General features: G+C 70.9%; 18 protein-coding genes and 1 pseudogene. 8 read left to right on the top strand and 11 right to left on the bottom strand.

Features of this window, described 5'->3' with window-relative positions; genetic code table 11:
* Positions 1-24 precede the first annotated feature (24 nt).
* From ACWEVS_RS23045 to ACWEVS_RS23065, 5 genes are all read right to left on the bottom strand, one after another.
* A complete protein-coding gene (locus tag ACWEVS_RS23045) occupies positions 25-885 on the bottom strand; it encodes a 5-oxoprolinase subunit C family protein (protein WP_452553223.1) in 861 nt (286 codons plus the stop codon).
* On the bottom strand, positions 882-1,502 hold the full coding sequence (locus ACWEVS_RS23050) for a 5-oxoprolinase subunit B family protein (protein ID WP_452553225.1): 621 nt from the start codon (positions 1,500-1,502) through the stop codon (positions 882-884). Before ACWEVS_RS23050 ends, ACWEVS_RS23045 begins: the two co-directional genes overlap by 4 nt.
* Entirely contained in the window at positions 1,499-2,254 is a 756-nt protein-coding gene (locus ACWEVS_RS23055) for a LamB/YcsF family protein (RefSeq protein ID WP_452553227.1), read from the bottom strand. Before ACWEVS_RS23055 ends, ACWEVS_RS23050 begins: the two co-directional genes overlap by 4 nt.
* An 11-nt stretch (positions 2,255-2,265) precedes the next feature.
* Positions 2,266-3,783, bottom strand: coding sequence for a hypothetical protein (locus ACWEVS_RS23060; RefSeq protein ID WP_354905238.1), 1,518 nt, complete (start codon positions 3,781-3,783; stop codon positions 2,266-2,268).
* 168 nt (positions 3,784-3,951) lie between these two features.
* The gene (locus tag ACWEVS_RS23065; RefSeq protein ID WP_354905103.1) at positions 3,952-4,140 is read right to left on the bottom strand and encodes a hypothetical protein; all 189 of its coding nucleotides are present in this window, start codon (positions 4,138-4,140) and stop codon (positions 3,952-3,954) included.
* A 189-nt stretch (positions 4,141-4,329) separates the two neighbouring features.
* On the opposite strand from ACWEVS_RS23065, the gene ACWEVS_RS23070 reads away from it, so the two are divergent.
* From ACWEVS_RS23070 to ACWEVS_RS23080, 3 genes are all read left to right on the top strand, one after another.
* Entirely contained in the window at positions 4,330-4,899 is a 570-nt protein-coding gene (locus ACWEVS_RS23070) for an HhH-GPD-type base excision DNA repair protein (RefSeq protein WP_449927891.1), read from the top strand.
* A gap of 194 nt (positions 4,900-5,093) precedes the next feature.
* Positions 5,094-7,187 carry a SpoIIE family protein phosphatase gene (locus ACWEVS_RS23075; RefSeq protein WP_354905099.1) on the top strand — a complete coding sequence of 698 codons (2,094 nt, stop codon included), beginning with the start codon at positions 5,094-5,096 and terminating at the stop codon, positions 7,185-7,187.
* Positions 7,188-7,428: 241 nt separating this feature from the next.
* Positions 7,429-9,054 carry an RNA polymerase sigma factor gene (locus tag ACWEVS_RS23080; RefSeq protein ID WP_449927893.1) on the top strand — a complete coding sequence of 542 codons (1,626 nt, stop codon included), beginning with the start codon at positions 7,429-7,431 and terminating at the stop codon, positions 9,052-9,054.
* Between the two features lie 67 nt (positions 9,055-9,121).
* Here ACWEVS_RS23080 and ACWEVS_RS23085 read toward each other — a convergent pair whose 3' ends face one another.
* On the bottom strand, positions 9,122-9,838 hold the full coding sequence (locus ACWEVS_RS23085; protein ID WP_452553229.1) for a YaaA family protein: 717 nt from the start codon (positions 9,836-9,838) through the stop codon (positions 9,122-9,124).
* A gap of 473 nt (positions 9,839-10,311) precedes the next feature.
* Here ACWEVS_RS23085 and ACWEVS_RS23090 point away from each other — a divergent pair, with 473 nt between their 5' ends.
* Positions 10,312-11,007: a GNAT family N-acetyltransferase gene (locus ACWEVS_RS23090; protein ID WP_452553231.1), complete on the top strand. Its 696-nt coding sequence runs from the start codon at positions 10,312-10,314 to the stop codon at positions 11,005-11,007.
* A gap of 396 nt (positions 11,008-11,403) precedes the next feature.
* Here ACWEVS_RS23090 and ACWEVS_RS23095 read toward each other — a convergent pair whose 3' ends face one another.
* The gene (locus ACWEVS_RS23095; RefSeq protein ID WP_354905090.1) at positions 11,404-11,634 is read right to left on the bottom strand and encodes a DUF7455 domain-containing protein; all 231 of its coding nucleotides are present in this window, start codon (positions 11,632-11,634) and stop codon (positions 11,404-11,406) included.
* Positions 11,635-11,862: 228 nt separating this feature from the next.
* Here ACWEVS_RS23095 and ACWEVS_RS23100 point away from each other — a divergent pair, with 228 nt between their 5' ends.
* Both ACWEVS_RS23100 and ACWEVS_RS23105 read left to right on the top strand, forming a co-directional pair.
* Complete coding sequence (locus ACWEVS_RS23100) at positions 11,863-13,935, top strand: DNA gyrase/topoisomerase IV subunit B (protein WP_452414433.1); 2,073 nt, start codon at positions 11,863-11,865, stop codon at positions 13,933-13,935.
* A 131-nt stretch (positions 13,936-14,066) separates the two neighbouring features.
* Positions 14,067-14,294 (top strand): annotated as a pseudogene (locus tag ACWEVS_RS23105) (IS5/IS1182 family transposase); the annotation flags it as partial.
* 148 nt (positions 14,295-14,442) lie between these two features.
* Here ACWEVS_RS23105 and ACWEVS_RS23110 read toward each other — a convergent pair.
* The 4 genes from ACWEVS_RS23110 to ACWEVS_RS23125 form a co-directional block, all read right to left on the bottom strand.
* Positions 14,443-15,069: a hypothetical protein gene (locus tag ACWEVS_RS23110; RefSeq protein WP_449927901.1), complete on the bottom strand. Its 627-nt coding sequence runs from the start codon at positions 15,067-15,069 to the stop codon at positions 14,443-14,445.
* Between the two features lie 222 nt (positions 15,070-15,291).
* Complete coding sequence (locus ACWEVS_RS23115) at positions 15,292-15,576, bottom strand: putative quinol monooxygenase (RefSeq protein ID WP_449927903.1); 285 nt, start codon at positions 15,574-15,576, stop codon at positions 15,292-15,294.
* Between the two features lie 476 nt (positions 15,577-16,052).
* The gene (locus tag ACWEVS_RS23120; protein ID WP_449927905.1) at positions 16,053-16,457 is read right to left on the bottom strand and encodes a hypothetical protein; all 405 of its coding nucleotides are present in this window, start codon (positions 16,455-16,457) and stop codon (positions 16,053-16,055) included.
* A gap of 448 nt (positions 16,458-16,905) precedes the next feature.
* On the bottom strand, positions 16,906-17,403 hold the full coding sequence (locus tag ACWEVS_RS23125; RefSeq protein ID WP_354905077.1) for a beta-class carbonic anhydrase: 498 nt from the start codon (positions 17,401-17,403) through the stop codon (positions 16,906-16,908).
* Between the two features lie 137 nt (positions 17,404-17,540).
* Here ACWEVS_RS23125 and ACWEVS_RS23130 point away from each other — a divergent pair, with 137 nt between their 5' ends.
* Together ACWEVS_RS23130 and ACWEVS_RS23135 are read left to right on the top strand one after the other, a co-directional pair.
* On the top strand, positions 17,541-17,849 hold the full coding sequence (locus ACWEVS_RS23130) for a hypothetical protein (RefSeq protein WP_354905074.1): 309 nt from the start codon (positions 17,541-17,543) through the stop codon (positions 17,847-17,849).
* A gap of 406 nt (positions 17,850-18,255) precedes the next feature.
* Positions 18,256-18,636 carry a VOC family protein gene (locus ACWEVS_RS23135; protein WP_452553234.1) on the top strand — a complete coding sequence of 127 codons (381 nt, stop codon included), beginning with the start codon at positions 18,256-18,258 and terminating at the stop codon, positions 18,634-18,636.
* Positions 18,637-18,675: the final 39 nt, after the last annotated feature.

Raw genomic sequence — 18,675 nt, forward strand, 5'->3', positions numbered from 1 at the left:
CCCTGGTCCGCGGCCCCGGCCGGGTCAGCGCCGTACGAGCCTGAAGGTGAGCGCGTCGCCGGGACGGGCCTGGGCGGCGACCGGCAGATCGGCGTCCAGCACGACGCCGATCACCGGGTACCCGCCGGTCGCCGGATGGTCGGCCAGGAAGACGATCGGCTGCCCGCTCGGCGGCACCTGTATCGCCCCCGTCACCACGCCCTCGCTCGGCAGCTCGCCCCGGCGGGCCCACTCCAGGGCGGTGCCGCGCAGCCGTACGCCGACCCGGTTGCTGTCCTGGGTGACCTCGTAGGGCCGGGCGCACAGCCCGGCCAGCGCGCCGGGCGCGAACCAGTCGTCGCGCGGCCCGGCCAGCACGCGCAGCACCGGCGGCGGCAGCGCCCCCGCGGACGCGTGGTCGGCGCGGATCGGCGCGAGCGCGCCGGTGGCGCCCACGGGCAGCCGCGTGCCCGCCCGGAGCGGCTCGGGCCCGAGCCCCGACAGCGAGTCGGTCGAGCGGCTGCCGAGCACGGGCTCCACGTCGATGCCGCCGCGCACGGCCACGTACGTCCGCAGCCCCGCGGCGGGCGCGCCGACCCGCAGCTCGGCGCCCGGCGGCAGCCAGAAGGGCACCGCCATCCCGTGCGCCCCGGCCCCTGAGACCACCGTCAGCGGGCAGGCCGCCCCTGTCACCGCGATCCACGCGCCGCTCAGGAAGCGGAGCCTGGCGCCGCCGAAGGTCAGCTCCAGGCCCGCGCTGCTCTCGGGGTTGCCGACCAGGCGGTTGGCCAGGCGCAGGCCGGCGGCGTCGGCGGCCCCGGAGCGGGGCACGCCGAGGTGCGCGTAGCCGGGCCGGCCCAGGTCCTGCACCGTGGCGTAAGGCCCGGGGGCGAGCACCTCGATCATGTCGCCTCGAAGCGTACCCGGGTGCCGGGCGGCAGCAGCGACGGCGGGTCGGCGTGGACGTCCCACACCCGCAGCGACGTGCGGCCGAGCAGCCGCCACCCGCCGGGCGAGGCCGTGGGGTAGACCGCCGCGTAGGGACCGGCGATCGCCACCGAGCCCGCGGGCACCGAGGTGCGCGGCGTGGTCAGGCGGGGCACGTGCAGCACGGGGTCCAGCCCCGTCAGATAGGCGAAGCCCGGCGCGAAGCCCAGCCAGCCGGCCACCAGCTCGGTGCCCGTGTGCCTGGCGATCACCTCGGGCACGGTCAGGCCCGTCTCGGCGGCGACCGACGGCAGGTCCGCCCCGTCATAGACGACGGGAATCGTCACCACCTTCTCGGACAGCGCCGGGGAATCGCCGCCGGCCGAGGCGAGCTCGGCCAGTTCGGACAGCCGGGCGCGCAGCCGCGACTGGTCGCCGCCCGTGGCCACCACCAGCACCGTCTCGGGCCCCGGCACGATCTCCTCGACCTCGGCCGGCCGTTCGGCGCGCAGCAGCGCGTCCAGCCGGTGGGAGGCCGCCAGCGACCCCGTCTCCACCAGCAGTCCGTGCTCTCCGGCGGGCCTGACCAGGCTCATGCGAAGGACTGGATGGCCACCCCGGCCTCCAGGAGGCCGTCCCGTACGGCACGCGCCAGCCGTACCGCGTCGGGGGTGTCGCCGTGGACGCACACCGACCGCGCCTTGACGGACACCTTCGAGCCGTCGATCGCGGTCACCGTGCCGTCCACGGCCATGCGCACCGCCCGCGCCGCCACCTCGCCGGGGTCGTGGATCACCGCGCCCTCCTCGCGGCGCGAGACCAGCGTGCCCGCCGGCGTGTAGGCGCGGTCCGCGAACGCCTCGGTGACCGTCGGGACCCCCGCCTCGGCCGCCGCCGTGTGGACCACCGAACCGGGCAGGGTCAGCACGGGCAGGCCGGCGTCGTAGTCGAGCACCGCGTCGACCAGCGCGGCGGCCTGCACGGGGTCACGCACGACCCGGTTGTAGAGGGCGCCGTGCGGCTTGACGTAGGCGACCCGGCCGCCCATCGCCCGAGCAATCCCGTCGACGGCGGCCAGTTGATACAGCACCTCGGCGCACAGCTCCTCCGGCTCGACGTCCATCTCCCTGCGCCCGAAACCGGCCAGGTCACGGTAGGACACCTGCGCCCCGATGGTCACCCCCCTGTCGACGGCCGCGGCGCAGGTGCGCCTGATCGTCACAGGGTCGCCCGCGTGGAAGCCGCAGGCGACGTTGGCCGAGGTGACGATGTCGAGCAGGGCGAGATCGTCACCGAGCCGCCAGATGCCGAAGCCCTCTCCGAGGTCAGCGTTGAGGTCGATCACCATAGGTCATGACGCTACAGGCCGTCGGGGATGTCCGCGATGTCATCCAGCGCGGACGCGAGCTCCTCGGGGTCGGCGCCGATGCGCTCGACGATCTCGATGAGGACGTGGAGCACCTCGTGCCGGTCGTGGCCCAGGTCGAGCAGCCGCTGCGCCGCCTCCCACAGCTGCGGCGGATCGCCCTCCCACAGCCGCGTGGCGATCTCCTCGTGCCAGGCCAGGTGCTGCTCGTCGATCTCGCCGACGTGGTCGATCTCCAGCAGGATGCGCCGGTCGGCCTCGTCGGCGGGGTTGAGCGTGTCGAGGTCGATGTCGCCGTGCCTGCCCTGCAGGATCGGGAACGCGAACACCCGCCTGGCCAGCGCCGACAGGTCGCCGTCCGGCAGCAGCCGCTCCATCAGCGCCATGTCGAGCCCGAAGGAGGCCGGATCGCGGTAGGCGTCGGGGAAGCGGGCGGTGGCCTCCCACACCCCGTCGAGCGTGGCCGCGATCCCCTGCTCGGGCAGCCCGGTACGGCGGGCGGCGAACCGCACCCACGCCGCCAGCACGTGCGGCATCGCCTCCTGCTCGGCGTGGCTGAGCATGACCTTGCGCGGCAGCCAGTCGAGCAGGAACGTCTCGCACTTGGTGGGGCTGACCCGCAGCGGGCGGTCGAAGTCCTGCTCGCAGCCGTAGTCGATGATGTGGTCGGCGCAGCGCGAGGCGGCCGACGGGTCGGACAGGTGCTCGGCCGCGTCGGAGGCCAGGAACTCGGCGGCCAGCATCGCCCTGCGTTCCCTGCTGTAGGGCGCCTCGCTGTGCAGCGGGGCGGGCCGCCTGCGTCCCGGCGGCAGCGCCTTCAGCCTGGACCTGGCGAAGGCGTGGTAGGCGCTGTAGCTGTCGCTGACCGGCGGCGGGTTCTTCGGCTCGCGGGTGGCCCGCATCGCCGACTCCAGCAGTGCCCTGGCCTGCTGCGGCTCGACCTCCTCGAACAGCAGCATCGGGTTGGCCTCCGCCTCCGCCCGGGCCTCGTCGAGCAGCTTGTCGACGTGGGTGGAGACCCACGCGTCGCGGGCCATGCCCGACATGTTGTAGTCGACGACCATCACGAGCGCGTGGCGGTCCTGCGGGTGGGCGGCCGCGGCGTGGGCGCCCTCGGTCCGCTCCTCGCTCCACCGGTAGCCGAAGGTGCAGATCACGGTGTCCTGGTCGCCGTAGGCGTCGCGCGAGACGTAGCATCCGGTCGGCTTCACCGCGCCGACCCTGTCGGCCCATCCCGGCCTGGCCACCCCCGACTCCATCATCGCCAGCGCCGCGCCCTCGGCCTTGGCGCCCTGGCGGGCCGTGCCCAGGTAGGCCAGGCAGATCAGCAGCGTCAGCGACGCGGGCGTGCCCGCCTTGGCCGCGTAGTCGACCAGCCCCTCGCCCAGGACCTGCTCGACGTCGCCCCCGCGCACCCTGCGGCCCCACCAGGCGCCGACCATGTCGGAGACCATGAGTTCGGCGTCGAGGGGACTGCGGACGGCCAGCAGCTCGCGGGCCGCCTGCACCATCTCGGCGAACACGTCGTCAGGCGGAGTGCTCTCCCTTGGGTCTCGTCGGTGTCGGCGCACGCCCTCCACTCTCTCGCATTCCAGGCGGAAACGGTGCGTTTACCAATGAGAAACCGTGCTTGACCGGCCGTCGCCGTCCGCCAGACGAAAGCAGGCCGGGTCTTGATGTTATCGGGGCGGGCGCGGCGGCGGCGCGGAGTTGACGATGGCGAGCAGGTGCTCGCGGGCTATCCGCTCGACGATGTCGGGCGTGGCCTCGATGCCGAGGTGCTCGACGCAGGCGAGAGCGTCGGCGACGCAGCGGTCGACGGTCTCGATGGGCACGGTCAGGAATTCGGCGGCCAGGCGCAGGCTCACCGGTTCCCGTATGAGTCGAGTGGCCAGTGCGAGCATAGGAGTGAGATTCCTCTGGAGCCACGGGGCAAAACCCCAAGAACGGTCAAGCTGGGGAGTGCGTTCCCATTCCACCGGTTCTCGGGCAGCTGTCAACCCTCTGTGGCGCCTGTGTTCGCTTCTTGGAAGTTCCTTTCATGCGAAGCTGGTTCCATGCGCATCCAGCTCGCCCAGCGGACGGAGGCCGACGAGCTGCTCGGCCGCAGTCCGCTCGCCCTGCTCGTCGGCATGCTGCTCGATCAGCAGATCCCGATGGAGTGGGCCTTCTCCGGCCCCTACACGATCTCGCAGAGATTGGGCCACGAGCTGACGGCCGAGGAGGTGGCGGCCTATGATCCAGAGGCGTTCGCGGCGGTGCTCGCCGAGAAGCCGGCCGTCCACCGCTACCCCAAGTCCATGGCCGAACGGGTGCAGCGGCTGGCCGCCTACCTCGTCGAGCACTACGACGGCAGGCCCGAGCTGCTGTGGGCGGACGTCAGCGACGGCAAGGAGCTCCTCAGGCGGCTGCAGGACCTGCCCGGGTACGGCAAGCAGAAGGCCCAGATCTTCCTGGCCCTGCTGGGCAAGCAGCTCGGCGTCCAGCCCGACGGCTGGCGCGAGGCCGCGGGACTCTACGGTGAGGAGGGGTCGTTCCGCTCCGTGGCCGACGTCGTCGACGGCGAGAGCCTGGAGAAGGTGCGGGCCACCAAACAGGAGGCCAAGAAGGCGGCCAAGGGCAAGTAGCCTGATCTTGCTGCGCACAGTGGAGCGACTTTGACAGGATGCGTTGACCGTATGGCGGCCGGGGCTTCCGTCCGTGCATGCCCATCGCCGATGATGTACAGCAGAATCCGGTCGCCCGGAGCTGCGCTACACCGATACACAGTTATGGAGATGTGCCGCGTGGGAGACCCTGGCACGCGACGGAGGTGCCGACCATGAGCGCCGAGACCTCCGTGCCCCGTCCCCGGGAGTCGGGTGTGGACATCTCAGACTCCGGCCTTTTCAAGGGCCTGATGTCCGAGGCGGAGTTCGCCTTCGCCTTCTTCGACCCCGAGGGGCGCTTCGACCGGGTCAACGAGGTGTTCAGCGATGTCGTCGGCGTGCCCGCGGACCGGTTGCCGGGCCGTACACCCGCCGAGACCCTCACCGCCGACCTCAGCCGGCTGATCACCCACGCCGTGCAGGGCGTGGTGGAGAGCGACGCTCCGGTCGCCGAGGGCCGCGTGCGGGTGCGCTCGGGTGAGGGCGACACCAGGCACTGGTCGCTGTCGTTCTCGCCGGTCCACGACGAGCAGGGTGAGCTGCGCGCCGTCGCGCTCATCGGCGCCGACGTCACCGAGAGCCGCCAGACCGAGGAGGACCTGCGGCGCAGCGAGGAGCGTTACCGCTCCCTCGTCGAGGCGCAGTCGCAGCTGGTGTGGATCACCTCGCCCACGGGCGCGGTGGTCGAGGACGCGCCGCAGTGGCGCGCCATCACCGGCCAGGGGCTGGAGGAGTACCTGGCGCACGGTTGGCTGGAGGCCGTCCATCCCGACGAGCGCCAGCACACCGAGGAGGTGTGGAAGGAGGCGCTGCGCGGCCGCACCATGTTCGAGTGGAACTACCGCGTCCGCACGAGAGCCAGCGGCTACCGCCACTTCGAGGTGCGGGCCGTGCCGATCATCCGGCACGGCCGCGTCGTGGAGTGGGTGGGCGCCAACACCGACGTCACGCCGCAGCGCGAGGCCGAGGAGATGCGCGGCAGGCTGACCGACCAGCTCGGCGCCGCCGCGCTGCGCACGGCCAGGCTGCAGGGCGCCACGGCGATGCTGGCCGAGGCGCTGACGGTCGAGCAGGTGGTGCAGGTCATCATCGACGTCGGCCGTACGGCACTGGCCGCCGACCGCTCGGCGGTGGCGCTGCTCGACCTCGACAGGGCCGTGCTCAAGCTGGTCAACGGCGGCGGCGTGCCCGAGGTGCCGGGCGCCACCGGCGAGGACGTGCCGCTGTCGCACTCCAGCGTCCTGACCATGGCCGTCAACAGCAGGCGCCCGGTCTTCGCCGAATCGCCCGAGAGCCTCAAGGCCCAGCTGCTGGACGCCGGAGGCGACGAGGACGTCCTGACGGCCTTCCTGGCCCACAGCGACGAGCGGGCCTGGGTCGGACTGCCCCTGCTGGCCGCCGGGCGCGCCCTGGGCGCGCTGCGCTTCTCCTTCACCAGGCCGCAGAAGATCTCCCAGGAGGACGGCGTCTTCCTCGAGGCGCTGGCCGGCCAGTGCGCGCTGGCGGTCGAGCGGGCCACGCTGTTCGAGCGCGAGCACCGCACCGCCGAGACGCTGCAGCGCAGCCTCCTGCCCGACCGGCTGCCGGTGGTCAAGGGCCTGGTGCTGGCCCAGCGGTTCCGTTCCGGCAGCCGCCACGTGCAGGTCGGCGGCGACTGGTACGACGCGTTCGTGCTGCAGGACGGCAGGGTCGCCGCGGTCGTCGGCGACGTCATGGGCAAGGGCGTCAAGGCCGCGGCGGGCATGGGCCGCATCCGCAACGCGATGCGTGCCCTGGCGCTGACCAACCCGCCGCCCGCGGCCGTGCTGACGGGGCTCGACAGGGTCTTCGACGCCACCGAGGAGGAGGAGCAGGTCACCACGCTGGCCTACATGGTCGTGGAGCCCGGCACCGGCGAGGGCACGCTGGCGCTGGCCGGCCACCCGCCACCCGTGCTCATCTCGCCGCAGGGCAGCGCCATCCTGTGCGACGCCGAGCCCGGCACGCCGCTCGGCTGGCCCACCTCGCGGCGGCAGTTCCGGTTCGTGGTGCCGCCGGGGCACACCGCCGTGCTCTACTCCGACGGCATGGTGGAGAACCGCAAGCGCGGGCTGGACGCGGGACTCGCGGAGCTTTGCTCGGTTGTGACCGAAGCGCCACACGAAGTCGTAAACAATCCGCACATGCTGCTTGATTTCCTTGTAGATCGCATGTTGTCCGGCTACGAACAGGACGATGACGTCACGGCGCTCGCGATTCACGTTCCCGCAGCCACGAAGAGTGACTGAATGAAACAGTCATAAGGGTTGCTTTCGGGTATCAGTGCACCGCTTCCGTACGCACTACTGTTCCGGTCGGCCTAGGGTGGAGGTCAACCGCCGGGAGGTGGCCGTATGGAGTGCCGGGTCGTGCCAGAATGCTGGATGGTCCGTTTGCGCTCCGCACGGCCGCACCGATCTCCTAGAGAGGCATAGCCCCCCAGCGGGCATCTGGGTCCATTGTCGCCACGCGTTCGTTCGAGAGGTGTTCGTGTCGCCTGCAAGTTCGACTCGCTCGAAGCCATCAGAGCTGAACGAGCCCGTCATTCAGCGACTGCTCGAGCGTGGGCGCTCGCAGGGGTTCCTCGAGTCCGAGGATGTCCGTCAGGCCTTCGAGGAGGCGGACATCCCCATGTCGCAAGCCGCGGGGGTCCTGCGGACGCTCAGCAAAGAGGGCGTCGTCGTCCGGCTGACCGCCGCTGACTCGGCGGCTCCGAAGAAGTCTCGTGGTCCAGCAAAGCGCCGTACCGCTGCCCCCGTCAAGACGAGAACCGCAGCGGCCGCAAAGGAGCAGCAGCCGGAGACCGTGACCGCGGTCGTCGCCGCTGAGGCAGCCTCCGCAGAGCGGCCCGCCGCGAAGAAGGCCGAGCCCGCCAAGAAGGCCGCCCCTGCGGCCCGCAAGGCGGCAGCGCCTGCCAAGAAGGAAGGCAAGGCCGAGGCGCCCGCCAACGGGCCCGCACCGACCAAGCCGAAGGCGCCCGAGGGCGTCGACGAGGACGACATCGACCTCGAGGGCGACGTCGAGCTCGAGGACCTCGAAGACCTGGAGGTCGACGAGGTCGAGGTCGAGGTTGAAGTCGAGGCCGACGAGGAGCCCGACGAGGAGCCCAAGCCCGAGACCGTCGCCACCAGCGACGACGAGGTGCTGATCCTCTCCGACGACGACGATGACGCCCCCGTGGCGCAGGTCGCCGCCGCCGGCGCCACCGCCGACCCCGTCAAGGACTACCTCAAGCAGATCGGCAAGGTCCCCCTGCTCAACGCCGAGCAGGAGGTCGAGCTGGCCAAGCGCATCGAGGCGGGCCTGTTCGCCGAGGAGCAGCTCGGCGGCGGCGAGGTCGACCAGCTGCCCGTCGACGTCAGGGCCGAGCTCGAGTGGATCGCCGAGGACGGCCGCAGGGCCAAGAACCACCTCCTGGAGGCCAACCTCCGGCTGGTGGTCTCGCTGGCCAAGCGCTACACCGGGCGCGGCATGCTGTTCCTGGACCTGATCCAGGAGGGCAACCTGGGCCTGATCCGCGCGGTGGAGAAGTTCGACTACACCAAGGGTTACAAGTTCTCCACCTACGCCACGTGGTGGATCCGCCAGGCGATCACCCGCGCCATGGCCGACCAGGCGCGGACCATCCGCATCCCGGTCCACATGGTCGAAGTGATCAACAAGCTGGCCAGGGTCCAGCGGCAGATGCTGCAGGACCTCGGCCGCGAGCCCACGCCCGAGGAACTGGCCCGCGAGCTGGACATGACGCCCGAGAAGGTCGTCGAGGTCCAGAAGTACGGCCGCGAGCCCATCTCGCTGCACACCCCTCTCGGTGAGGAGGGCGACAGCGAGTTCGGTGACCTCATCGAGGACTCCGAGGCCATCGTCCCGGCCGACGCCGTCAGCTTCACGCTGCTGCAGGAGCAGCTCCACTCCGTTCTCGACACGCTGTCGGAGCGGGAGGCGGGCGTCGTGTCGATGCGGTTCGGTCTCACCGACGGGCAGCCGAAGACGCTGGACGAGATCGGCAAGGTCTACGGGGTGACGCGCGAGCGCATCCGGCAGATCGAGTCGAAGACGATGTCCAAGCTTCGTCACCCGTCGCGTTCACAGGTTCTGCGCGACTACCTGGATTAGGTGTCGCGCGAGAAGGGGGTACGGCCCTTGCGGGCCGTACCCCCTTCCGCTTGTCCGGCGAAATCTGTCAGGTGACGTCCACGTCGATCCGGCCGGGGGAGAGCCGCACGGCGTAACCCAGGTCGGTCAGCACCTTCGCCAGCTCGTCGGGCGTCGCCGGGTCGGCGGCGCTCTCCAGCAGCCGCCGGGCGATCTCGCCGCGGGTCGCCTTGGCCATGTGGCTGACGACCTTGCCGTCCCGCAGCACCCGCACCGCGACCCCGCGCGCGCCCGCCTTCCACGCGCCCGCGTACGTGGCCGAGCGCATGTCGACGGCCAGCCCGTCCAGCCGGTCCAGCTCCTTGCTCACCAGCGGCCGCCAGAACGTCGCGAGGGCGCCCATCGGCGGCAGGCTGACCCCCATGGACAGCCGGTACGGCGGCACGCGGTCGGTGATCCGCAGCACGCCCCACAGGCCCGAGAAGATCACCACAGCCCGCTCCGCCCTGGCCCTGGCCTCGGCGTCCAGCGTGGCCAGGCCGAGATTGTCATAGAGGACGCCGGTGTAGAGCTCGGCGGCCGGCAGCGTGGCCGCCGTCTTCAGCGCGAGGTTCTTGTCCAGCTCGGCGGCCTGGCCCTGGCTGAGGCCCAGCACGTCGAGGGCGTCGCGGCGTTTGGCGGCCTTGACGAGGGCGTTCGTCACGCGGGTGCGCGGCCTGGCGAGGCTGGGGAAGGACAGGTCACCGACAGCGGGACCGGTGCCGTGGGCGGCCTTGCCCTCGGACGGCGGGAGCAGAATGAGCACGGGTACGGGTTTACCACCTGGGCGGCTGACGTGCGACGTCACGCCCAGAAGGGGCCTGCCGGAGTCTGCCGGGACGTTGGACGCCGGCTGAGTCTGCCGGAACCGATTTCGCGCGGGCTGGAGCGGGCTGGAGCCGAATTGGAGCCGGTTGAACCTGCCGGAGTCGGCTGGGGCTGCTTGGAGCCGGCCGGAGCCGGTTGGGTCTGCCGGAGTCGGTTGGGGCCGCTTCGAGCCGGCCGGAGCCGGTTTGGCGCTGGCTGGAGCCGGTCGGAGGGTTGAGCCTGCCGGAGTCGGCTGGGGCCGCTTGGAGCCGGCCGGTGCCGACTTGGTGGAGCGGGCTGGAGTCGGTTGGAGTCGGCCCGAGTCGGCTGGAGTGGGTCTGCTGGAGAGGCGTGTCCGGGCGGGAGGGCGGCGGTGATCGCGGGGGGCCGGGCGCGCGTGCCGTACCGGAGGGGCGCCGCTAGGCTGCCGGGATGGATCTCGACCTGCTGATGGACCGGGCGTGGCCCGCGCTCGAGCGCGTCGAGCTGGACGGCTGGACCCTCCGCCACGCCGAAGGGGTGACCAAGCGGGCCAACTCGGTGCTGGTGACGGGCATGCCCGCCGACCTCGGCGGTGCCCTCGAGACCGCGGAGGCCTTCTACGCCGGCCGCGGCCTGCCCGCCGTCTTCTCGATCGGTTCGCGGGCGACGGATCTCGACGCCGTGCTGGAGGAACGCGGCTACCGCGTGGTCGACCCCGTGCACAGCATGGTCGCCCGCACGCCGCTCGGCGCTCCCGCCCACGAGGTGCGCGTCGAGAGCGCCCCGTGGCAGGGCTGGCTGGAGTCGTGGTGGGCGGTCGACGGCCGCTACGGCGACGGGCTGGAGGCGGCCGCGAAGATCTGCGCGGGCGTGCCCGCCTGGTATGCGGCGGTGGAGGAGGACGGCGTGGCGCTGGCCGTCGGCCGCGGCGTGCCGCAGGGCGACACGCTGGGCGTCTACTGCATGGCGACGCTTCCGCGGGCCCGCCGCCGTGGGCTGGCGCGCAGCGTGCTCAGGGCGCTGGTACGGCACGCGGGGTCGGCCTCGGCCTACCTGGTGGTCACGGCCGCCAACGAGGCGGCGTCGGCGTTCTACCGCGGCGAGGGGTTCGAGATCCACGGCGGCTACCACTACCGGGTCCTGTGAGGCACACGTTCCCGGTCCGGTGAGGCACACGGCAAGACGCCGGCAGGACACCGGCCGCTCGGCAGATCGCGCCGTAGGACGCCGGCCGTTCGGTGGGGTGCCGGCGGGGTGGCGTGTGGGCGCCGGCCCCTTGGCGGGTTGCCGGCGGCGGCCTGACGGGGCGAGGTAGAAGGCCGGCCGTTTGGTGGGGTGGCGTGTGGGCGTCGGCGCCTTCGCGGGTCACCGGCGGTGGCCTGACGGGCGAGCCGTGAGGAGCGGGCGCTTGCCAGGGGGCGGATGCCGGTCTCTTGTCGCGGGCGCAGTCACCCGTGAGAAGGCGCAGGCGACGGACCCGGAACACCGGGCCGCCGCCTGCGCTTCATGCCGTATGTGGTTATGTCAGCAGACGAATGCCGGTCAGCGTTCGTCGGGAGATGCGGATGTGGGGGTTGCGCTGAGCCGAGCCGACTCGTCCAGGATTTCGGCGCCCTTCTCACGCAACACGGCCACGTGCTGACGCCCGTGGTGGGCGCAGAACAGCAGCTCCCCGCCGACAGGCAGGGTCGCGCGAATGTAGGCCTGGGCGCCGCAACGGTCGCAACGGTCGAGGGCCGTCAGCGGCTTAACGGGGGCGAGAGCTCCAGTCACGTATCGCCTTTCGGGTCACCCCCGCCGAAGCGAGGATCTGGCGTCAGTCACTTGAGACAACATCTAACCGGACCTGGACGTTCCCAATCACGGCCTCGCTACGCCCAGAGCGGAATATGGCCCAAGGTAACGTCTGACGCGCCGTTGGTAACGCCAAACGTCGCCTGATGGCAAGCTTGTACGCGCACAGGCGGGAAGAACGGTAAGCTACGCACACGTGTTCGATGCATGACCAGAGGAGCTGGAGTGACGGTAGCGGAGGCGGGTTACACAGCTCGTCACCTGTCGGTGCTTGAGGGCCTCGAGGCGGTCCGCAAGCGCCCTGGGATGTACATCGGGTCCACCGACAGCCGCGGTCTCATGCACTGCCTCTGGGAGATCGTGGACAACGGCGTCGACGAGGCGCTGGCCGGCCACTGCACCCGCATCGAGGTCGAGCTCCACGACGACGGCTCCATCGAGGTCCGCGACAACGGCCGCGGCATCCCGGTCGACATCGAGCCCAAGTCGGGGCTCCCCGGCGTCGAGCTCGTCTACACCAAGCTCCACGCGGGCGGCAAGTTCGGCGGCGGCTCCTACGCCGCCTCGGGCGGCCTGCACGGCGTGGGCGCCTCCGTGGTCAACGCGCTGTCGTCCCGGCTCGACGTCGAGGTCGACCGCGGCGGCCAGATCCACCTGATCAGCTTCAGGCGCGGTGTGCCCGGCGTGTTCGACGGTCCGGGGCCCACCGCCAAGTTCAAGAAGAAGTCCGGCCTGCGCGACGGCGGCAAGCTGCGCGCCGACGCCACCGGCACCCGCGTCCGTTTCTGGGCCGACAAGCAGATCTTCCTGCCCGACGCCGAGGTCTCGATCGACGAGATCCACGTACGGCTGCGCCAGACCGCCTTCCTCGTGCCGGGCCTCACGCTCGTCCTCATCCACGAGGGCAAGACCGAGGAGTTCCGCTTCGACGGCGGCATCTCCGAGTTCACCGAGTTCCTCGCCCGCGACGAGGCGGTCTGCGAGGTTCTGCGGATGCAGGGCGTCGGCCACTTCCACGAGACCGTGCCCGTCCTCGACGACCAGGGCCACATGACGCCCACGGAGGTGCAGCGAGAGCTGTCCGTCGACGTGGCGATCCGCTGGGGCAAGGGCTACGACTCCACCGTCCGCTCCTTCGTCAACGTCATCGCCACCCCCAAGGGCGGCACCCACATCACCGGGTTCGAGCGCGGTCTGGTCCGCACGCTCAACGAGCTGCTGCGCGAGACCAGGCTGCTGAAGAACGGCGACGACCCGGTCACCAAGGAGGACATCCTCGAGGGCCTGACCGGCGTGGTCACCGTTCGCGTGCCCGAGCCGCAGTTCGAGGGGCAGACCAAGGAGGTCCTCGGCACCTCGGCCGCCACCCGCATCGTCTCCCATGTCGTCTCGCGTGAGCTCAGGGAGCTGTTCGCCAACCCGCCCCGGCGGGCCAAGCAGCAGTTGCGGGCCGTACTGGAGAAGATCGTCGCCGCTGCCAAGGCGCGCATCGCCGCCCGCGAGCACCGCGACAACCAGCGCCGCAAGAGCGTGCTGGAGAACTCCGCGCTGCCCGCCAAGCTGGTCGACTGCCGCAGCGACGACGTCGACCGCAGCGAGCTGTTCATCGTCGAGGGAGACTCCGCGCTCGGCACGGCCAAGCTGGCCCGCGACTCGGAGTTCCAGGCGCTGCTGCCGATCCGCGGCAAGATCCTCAACGTGCAGAAGGCCTCCGTGGCCGACATGCTGAAGAACGCCGAGTGCGCCGCGATCATCCAGGTGGTCGGCGCGGGCTCGGGGCGCAGCTTCGACCTCGACGCGGCCCGCTACGGCAAGATCATCCTGATGGCCGACGCCGATGTCGACGGCGCGCACATCCGCTGCCTGCTGCTGACCCTCTTCCACCGCTACATGCGGCCGATGGTCGAGGCGGGGCGCGTCTTCGCCGCCGTGCCGCCGCTGCACCGCATCGAGCTGACCAACCCGGGGCGCGGGCAGGACAAGTACATCTACTGCTACTCCGACGCCGAGCTGCACAAGGTGCTGCGCGATCTCGAACGGCGCGGCAAGCGCTGGAAGGATCCGGTGCAGCGCTACAAGGGTCTGGGCGAGATGGACGCCGACCAGCTGGCCGAGACCACGATGGACCCGCGCCACCGCATCCTTCGCCGGGTGCGCATCGAGGACGCCGAGGCGGGCGAGCGCATCTTCGACCTGCTGATGGGCAGCGATGTGGCGCCGCGCAGGGAGTTCATCGTGAGCAGCGCCGCCGAGGTCGACCGCGACCACATCGACGCCTGAGCCGCATCGGACCGGCCGGCTGCGGCTAAGAGGTCGCGCAGATAGGCGTGCTGGTGCTACCCCGGCAGTAAGACGGGCACAGGTCCTGGCGATCATGGAGTTGCGACGCTCTGTGACCACCGGGGAGACCTGTGCCTGTACTTCCATCATGGCTGGCCGAACCACTCCGGTGCCGATTCGCCGCTCTGTTGCCCGAGCGGCCGACCTGCGCGGCGACTCATCCGCTGGGCTGCCACCGCCCACGCATCACCGACCCGATCGTCTTCGACAAGATGCCGCAGCTCCTGCGATTCGGCTGCTCCTGCCAGGCGATCGCCGACACGACCTGCTCGGCCACCACGATCCGGCGACGAGTGGATCCGGCGCGCCACCGTCGTCGGCGCATTCTTCGGCCTCGCCGACACGATCATCACCGTGCGCGGTCTGATCCGGTAGGCATGGACGACTCACCGCTGGGGCGGACGCCCGAATCGCCGACCATGATCGCACCCCTGCCCGTACGGCCTCCTACAGCCCTGGGTAGAAGCCCGGAGAGCCCAGTTGCTCGAACCAGCTCGGTGGCTCAGGCGCGGTGAACGCGTTGGCCATCGCGTCCAGCCAGGCGGCGAACGTGGGGAAGTCCGGGGTGGAGTTGGCCAGGTCCTCCCAGTCCCCGCCCTCAACGTAGCGTGCGCGCCCTTCCTGATCGTCGTAGTGGTGGTAGTAGACCGGGTATTCGCCGTCTGCGTCCGGCTGGGTGACATCGAAGCACCAGACCGCCTCGTTGTCTGCGTCGGCGAGGGCGAAGCCGACCAGATGGTTGGTGGACAGCCACCGGCCGTCGCCGCGGTCCACCTGCTCGGGCATATGCACGAGATCGGAGTTCAGCGCAACGATGGCATCGTCACCGACGACGACGAACTCGATGTACCTGTTGGATGAGACGTCCCAGCGCTTACCGGCAAAGGTGTTGTGCTCGGCGAGGAAAGCCCGGTAGCTGGGCGGAGCCGTCCAGTCGACGGTTCCGAAATGGGGCTTCAGCCCTGTCTCGCGGTCGCGGACGGCTTCGGCGGAGGCGGGCTCCGACGCCGTGATGATGACCGTTCCGGATTCGGCGGCGCGGCGAAGGATTGCCAGATTCTCGTGTATCGACATCGTGGTCCTTGATCGGGTGATCGTACGGCTACGTGGGCGTGGCTCGACAACTGTAGGTGCCTGATCGTGGTCGATGACAGCGGTCGGCGGGATCCGTGGAACTACACAAGGCGATGATGTGTCCGATTACGCAACGTCACGTTCGAGACCCCCGGCAGCCCGGGTGGGCAAGTCCTGACCCAGCCCGCAGACAGCCTCCATTCGCACCAATCCGCGTGGCCTCTAAGCTGGTTCGATGGCCGAGATGCGGTACCTGCTCACCTCGGCCGCGCGGATCTGTGCCGTCTGGGCGCCGCTGGGGCCTTCCCCTCGGAAGCGTTCGAGGTCCTCGTCGGTCTCCCAGCGCTCGTAGACGTTGATCCGGTCGGGTTCGAGCAGGTCGGGCGACAGGGCGAAGTCGAAGCAGCCGGGGGCCGACCTGGCCTGCTCCATCACCTCGCGGCAGTCGGCCAGGTAGGCGTCGCGGGCGTCGGCGGCCACGTAGAGCTTGCCGGAGATGATGACCACGATGTTCTCCTCGCCTTCTGTGGGGAGCTGTTCAGATTTCTCGTGAGCCGGTGCGCTTTCTAAGGGGCGGCCCCTGACCCTTCAGCCGATGCGATCCTCGGGAAAACGGTCTCCGGTGCGCCGGAGGTCCTGTCGCCCGCACCGCCGATCGCCCAGACCAGGCCGCCGGTTTTGTGCCGGCGGATTGGTCGGCCGTCGCCCAGAGGGCTGAACCCCGCCACCAGGCCGCTGGTCTGCGCCGGCGGAGGTCGGTCGTCACCCAGAGGGCCGATCGCCCGCACCAGGCGGGTGGGTTGTGCCGGGGGATTGGTCGGTCGTCGCCTACAGGGCTGAACGCCAGACCGCCGGGCTGCGCCCGCGCAACGGCCCGGCCGTCACGGGATGGCCAGGCTGGTCGTCCGCCGTCGGGCAGTCCGCCTCGGCGACTCCACGGACACCTGCTCCGTCATCCGGCGTGGGGCAGCGTGTCCTGCTGGTCAACCGGTGTGGGAGAGACCGCTCTGCTCGTCGTCCTCGCAGGCCTCTCGGCGAAGTTGCTCGGCGCGGTGGTGATGCCATTCGGCGTCGCCGATGTGTGCGGCGGCCAGCATGTCGTGCAGGTCGGCGGTGCGGCGGTGGGCGCGGGCGGCCTGGCGATAGCCCTCCTGGGCCGCCGCCTCGGCGCATGCGGCGTGGTGGGCGGCCTGCACGGTGCGCGCTGCCGCCTCGCGGGCCTGCCGGGCCGTGGATCCGCGCGCCCATCCGCCGACCGGATTCCGCTCCAGCTCCTGCAGGCGTTGGGCGATCTGCTCGGCGCGCTCACCGGCCTGCCGAGCCCGCTCGCGAAGTTGCCGAGCCCGCTCACGTGAAGCTTCGACGCGTTCTTCAACCTGGTCGGCCATAGCTGCGCCATACCCTGCCGACCAGCTGATCCACCGCGCCTCGAGTACCTGCGCATGCGTGCGGGAGGGCACCGCGTGGCGGGGGTCGGGTCCGGAGCGTCGAGCCACTGCGGCCCGCCCGCTGCGGCCGGTCCTGCCGCGTGTGCGGGGTCTTTCCGGTTGTCGTGTCTGGTGTAGCCGGTTCTCGGATGCCGGTCATGTCATCCCGGGACGCGCGCCTGGTACGGCGGGTCCTGGTGTCAGCCGTCAGTTCGGCGGCGCGCCCGACGATGGACACGTGCCCAGCCAACGACGCGGCGGGCACGACATCCCGTCGGCAACCAAGACCCCTGCCCACCGGTGAGGGCACGGTCTGACCCTGGGACTCGAGGTCCGGAGGGTGGGAGTGCTCACTCACCAGTGGCTACAGGCTCCGAGTCTGCCCGATCGGCTGGCCCGGTGGTTCCCGTCAGGGAAGTTCGACCGGCATCAGTTTGCCGGTGTGGACGTCGTAGATGGCGCCGCCGATCGGCATGCCGGCGGGCAGGAACGGGCTGGTCCTGATCCTGGTCAGGTCGTGGCGGAGCGCCGCGTCCTGGTCGGGGACCGTGTGGAATTCCAGGCTCCTGGTGTCGACACCGCGTGCGGCGGTCAGGCTGTGCACGTCGGTGTCGGTGACCTTCGCCATGCCGCAGTCGGTGTGCGGCATGACCAGCACCCGCTCCACCCCCAGGAGGTACACCGCGAGGACGAGGGTGCGCAGGACGTCGTCGGTCACTCTGGCGCCCGCGTTGCGAAGGATCTTGGCATCTCCTGCGCGCAGGCCGAGCAGACCCAGGGGGTCGATGCGGGAGTCCATACACGTCACCACGGCCAGGCCGCGCGCTGCCGTACCGGTGAGGCCGGAATAGGCGAACGTCCGCGCGTACGTCTCGTTCGCCGCGAGCAGGTCATCGAACGCAGTCATGTCTCGATGATTCCGCATGACCGTTTCGTGAAGGTTTCCGGGTCCTGGTTGGCGAGCAAGTTGGCGAACGCCCCACCATACTTGCTCACTTTACGTGATGATGTTGTAGCCCACCGTGTGTGATCTAAGAGGGTGACGTGAGTAGGACCGAATCACTCGCCGCGTACCTGCGCGATCAGGGGCGACGGCGGCTGGACCGGGTCGAGGTGTCCGACGACGGGCGCAACGCCAGATGCGCGCTCGCGCTGCTCGACGCGGCCGCCTACGTGGGGAGCCTGCCCGAGGACGATCCGCTCATCGAGATGCTGGAGAAGGCCGGATGTTTCGGGCCGCTGGGGTTCGACGAGTTCTCTCCTGGAGAGGAGGGGGCTCGCTTCATCCGCGAGTGGGCGGGCAGCGAGCCCTATGAGCTCCTGCTGGCCCTGCCCGCCGTCGCCTCCGCCTGACTCCGGGGCTGAGGGCCGCGCCTGATCCACGCGCCGGCACGGGCACCCCTTCTTCAGCTCGTGCCGCCCTGCCCTCAGCCCCGGGCACACCCCTCCGCCGTCAGGGTGGAGCCCCGGGCGCCCCTCCTGTGCCCCGCGTCGGGCGACGAGGAGGTCTGTGTCGCCTGCCTTCAGTGTGGGGCGGTCCCGCTCCTTCGCCCGTGTCGGGTGACCGCGAGGTCTGTGCCGTCTGGTCTCAGCGCGGATGCCTTCCTACGCCCGTGTCGGGCGACCACGAAGCCTGTGTCGCCCGCCTTCAACGTGATGCGCACCTCTCCTGCAACCCATGCCGCATGCCGTCGGCCCCGGGCTCGGCGTCGCCGTCGGGCCGCCGCATGAGAACCGGCCGGCCGGGCAGGGAAGTCGCATGGCAGGAATCGCACGGATGCGCTCGACCGTCATCGACTGCGCCGACCCTCGGGCTCTGGCTGCCTTCTACGCCCAGCTGATCGGCTGGGAGATCACCGGTGACGACGGCGACTGGGTCGTCGTCAGCGACGGCGGGCGCTTCCCCCGGCTCGCCTTCCAGCAGGTCGACGACCACCGCCCGCCGGCCTGGCCGGGCGCCGAGATGCCGCAGCAGTTCCACATCGACGTCACCGTCGACGACATGGACAAGGCCGAGGCACAGGTCCTCGCGCTGGGAGCGACCAAGCACGAGTACCAGCCGAGCGAGGAGGACGACTTCCGCGTCTTCCTCGACCCGGCCGGGCACCCGTTCTGCCTGTGCGTGGCCGCCGACGGCTGAACCAACCCGGCCGGCCCCCACCGGTCAGGCGACCGGCGG

The organism is Nonomuraea sp. NPDC003754 (assembly GCF_053605785.1).

What these genes read in the sequence shown, in the direction of transcription:
- ACWEVS_RS23045 (WP_452553223.1), bottom strand. Translation starts at nt 885, where the DNA reads ATGATCGAGGTGCTCGCCCCCGGGCCTTACGCCACGGTGCAGGACCTG.
- ACWEVS_RS23050 (WP_452553225.1), bottom strand. Translation starts at nt 1,502, where the DNA reads ATGAGCCTGGTCAGGCCCGCCGGAGAGCACGGACTGCTGGTGGAGACG.
- ACWEVS_RS23055 (WP_452553227.1), bottom strand. Translation starts at nt 2,254, where the DNA reads ATGGTGATCGACCTCAACGCTGACCTCGGAGAGGGCTTCGGCATCTGG.
- ACWEVS_RS23060 (WP_354905238.1), bottom strand. Translation starts at nt 3,783, where the DNA reads ATGGTGCAGGCGGCCCGCGAGCTGCTGGCCGTCCGCAGTCCCCTCGAC.
- ACWEVS_RS23070 (WP_449927891.1), top strand. Translation starts at nt 4,330, where the DNA reads ATGCGCATCCAGCTCGCCCAGCGGACGGAGGCCGACGAGCTGCTCGGC.
- ACWEVS_RS23075 (WP_354905099.1), top strand. Translation starts at nt 5,094, where the DNA reads ATGAGCGCCGAGACCTCCGTGCCCCGTCCCCGGGAGTCGGGTGTGGAC.
- ACWEVS_RS23090 (WP_452553231.1), top strand. Translation starts at nt 10,312, where the DNA reads ATGGATCTCGACCTGCTGATGGACCGGGCGTGGCCCGCGCTCGAGCGC.
- ACWEVS_RS23100 (WP_452414433.1), top strand. Translation starts at nt 11,863, where the DNA reads ATGACCAGAGGAGCTGGAGTGACGGTAGCGGAGGCGGGTTACACAGCT.
- ACWEVS_RS23110 (WP_449927901.1), bottom strand. Translation starts at nt 15,069, where the DNA reads ATGTCGATACACGAGAATCTGGCAATCCTTCGCCGCGCCGCCGAATCC.
- ACWEVS_RS23120 (WP_449927905.1), bottom strand. Translation starts at nt 16,457, where the DNA reads ATGGCCGACCAGGTTGAAGAACGCGTCGAAGCTTCACGTGAGCGGGCT.
- ACWEVS_RS23125 (WP_354905077.1), bottom strand. Translation starts at nt 17,403, where the DNA reads ATGACTGCGTTCGATGACCTGCTCGCGGCGAACGAGACGTACGCGCGG.
- ACWEVS_RS23135 (WP_452553234.1), top strand. Translation starts at nt 18,256, where the DNA reads ATGGCAGGAATCGCACGGATGCGCTCGACCGTCATCGACTGCGCCGAC.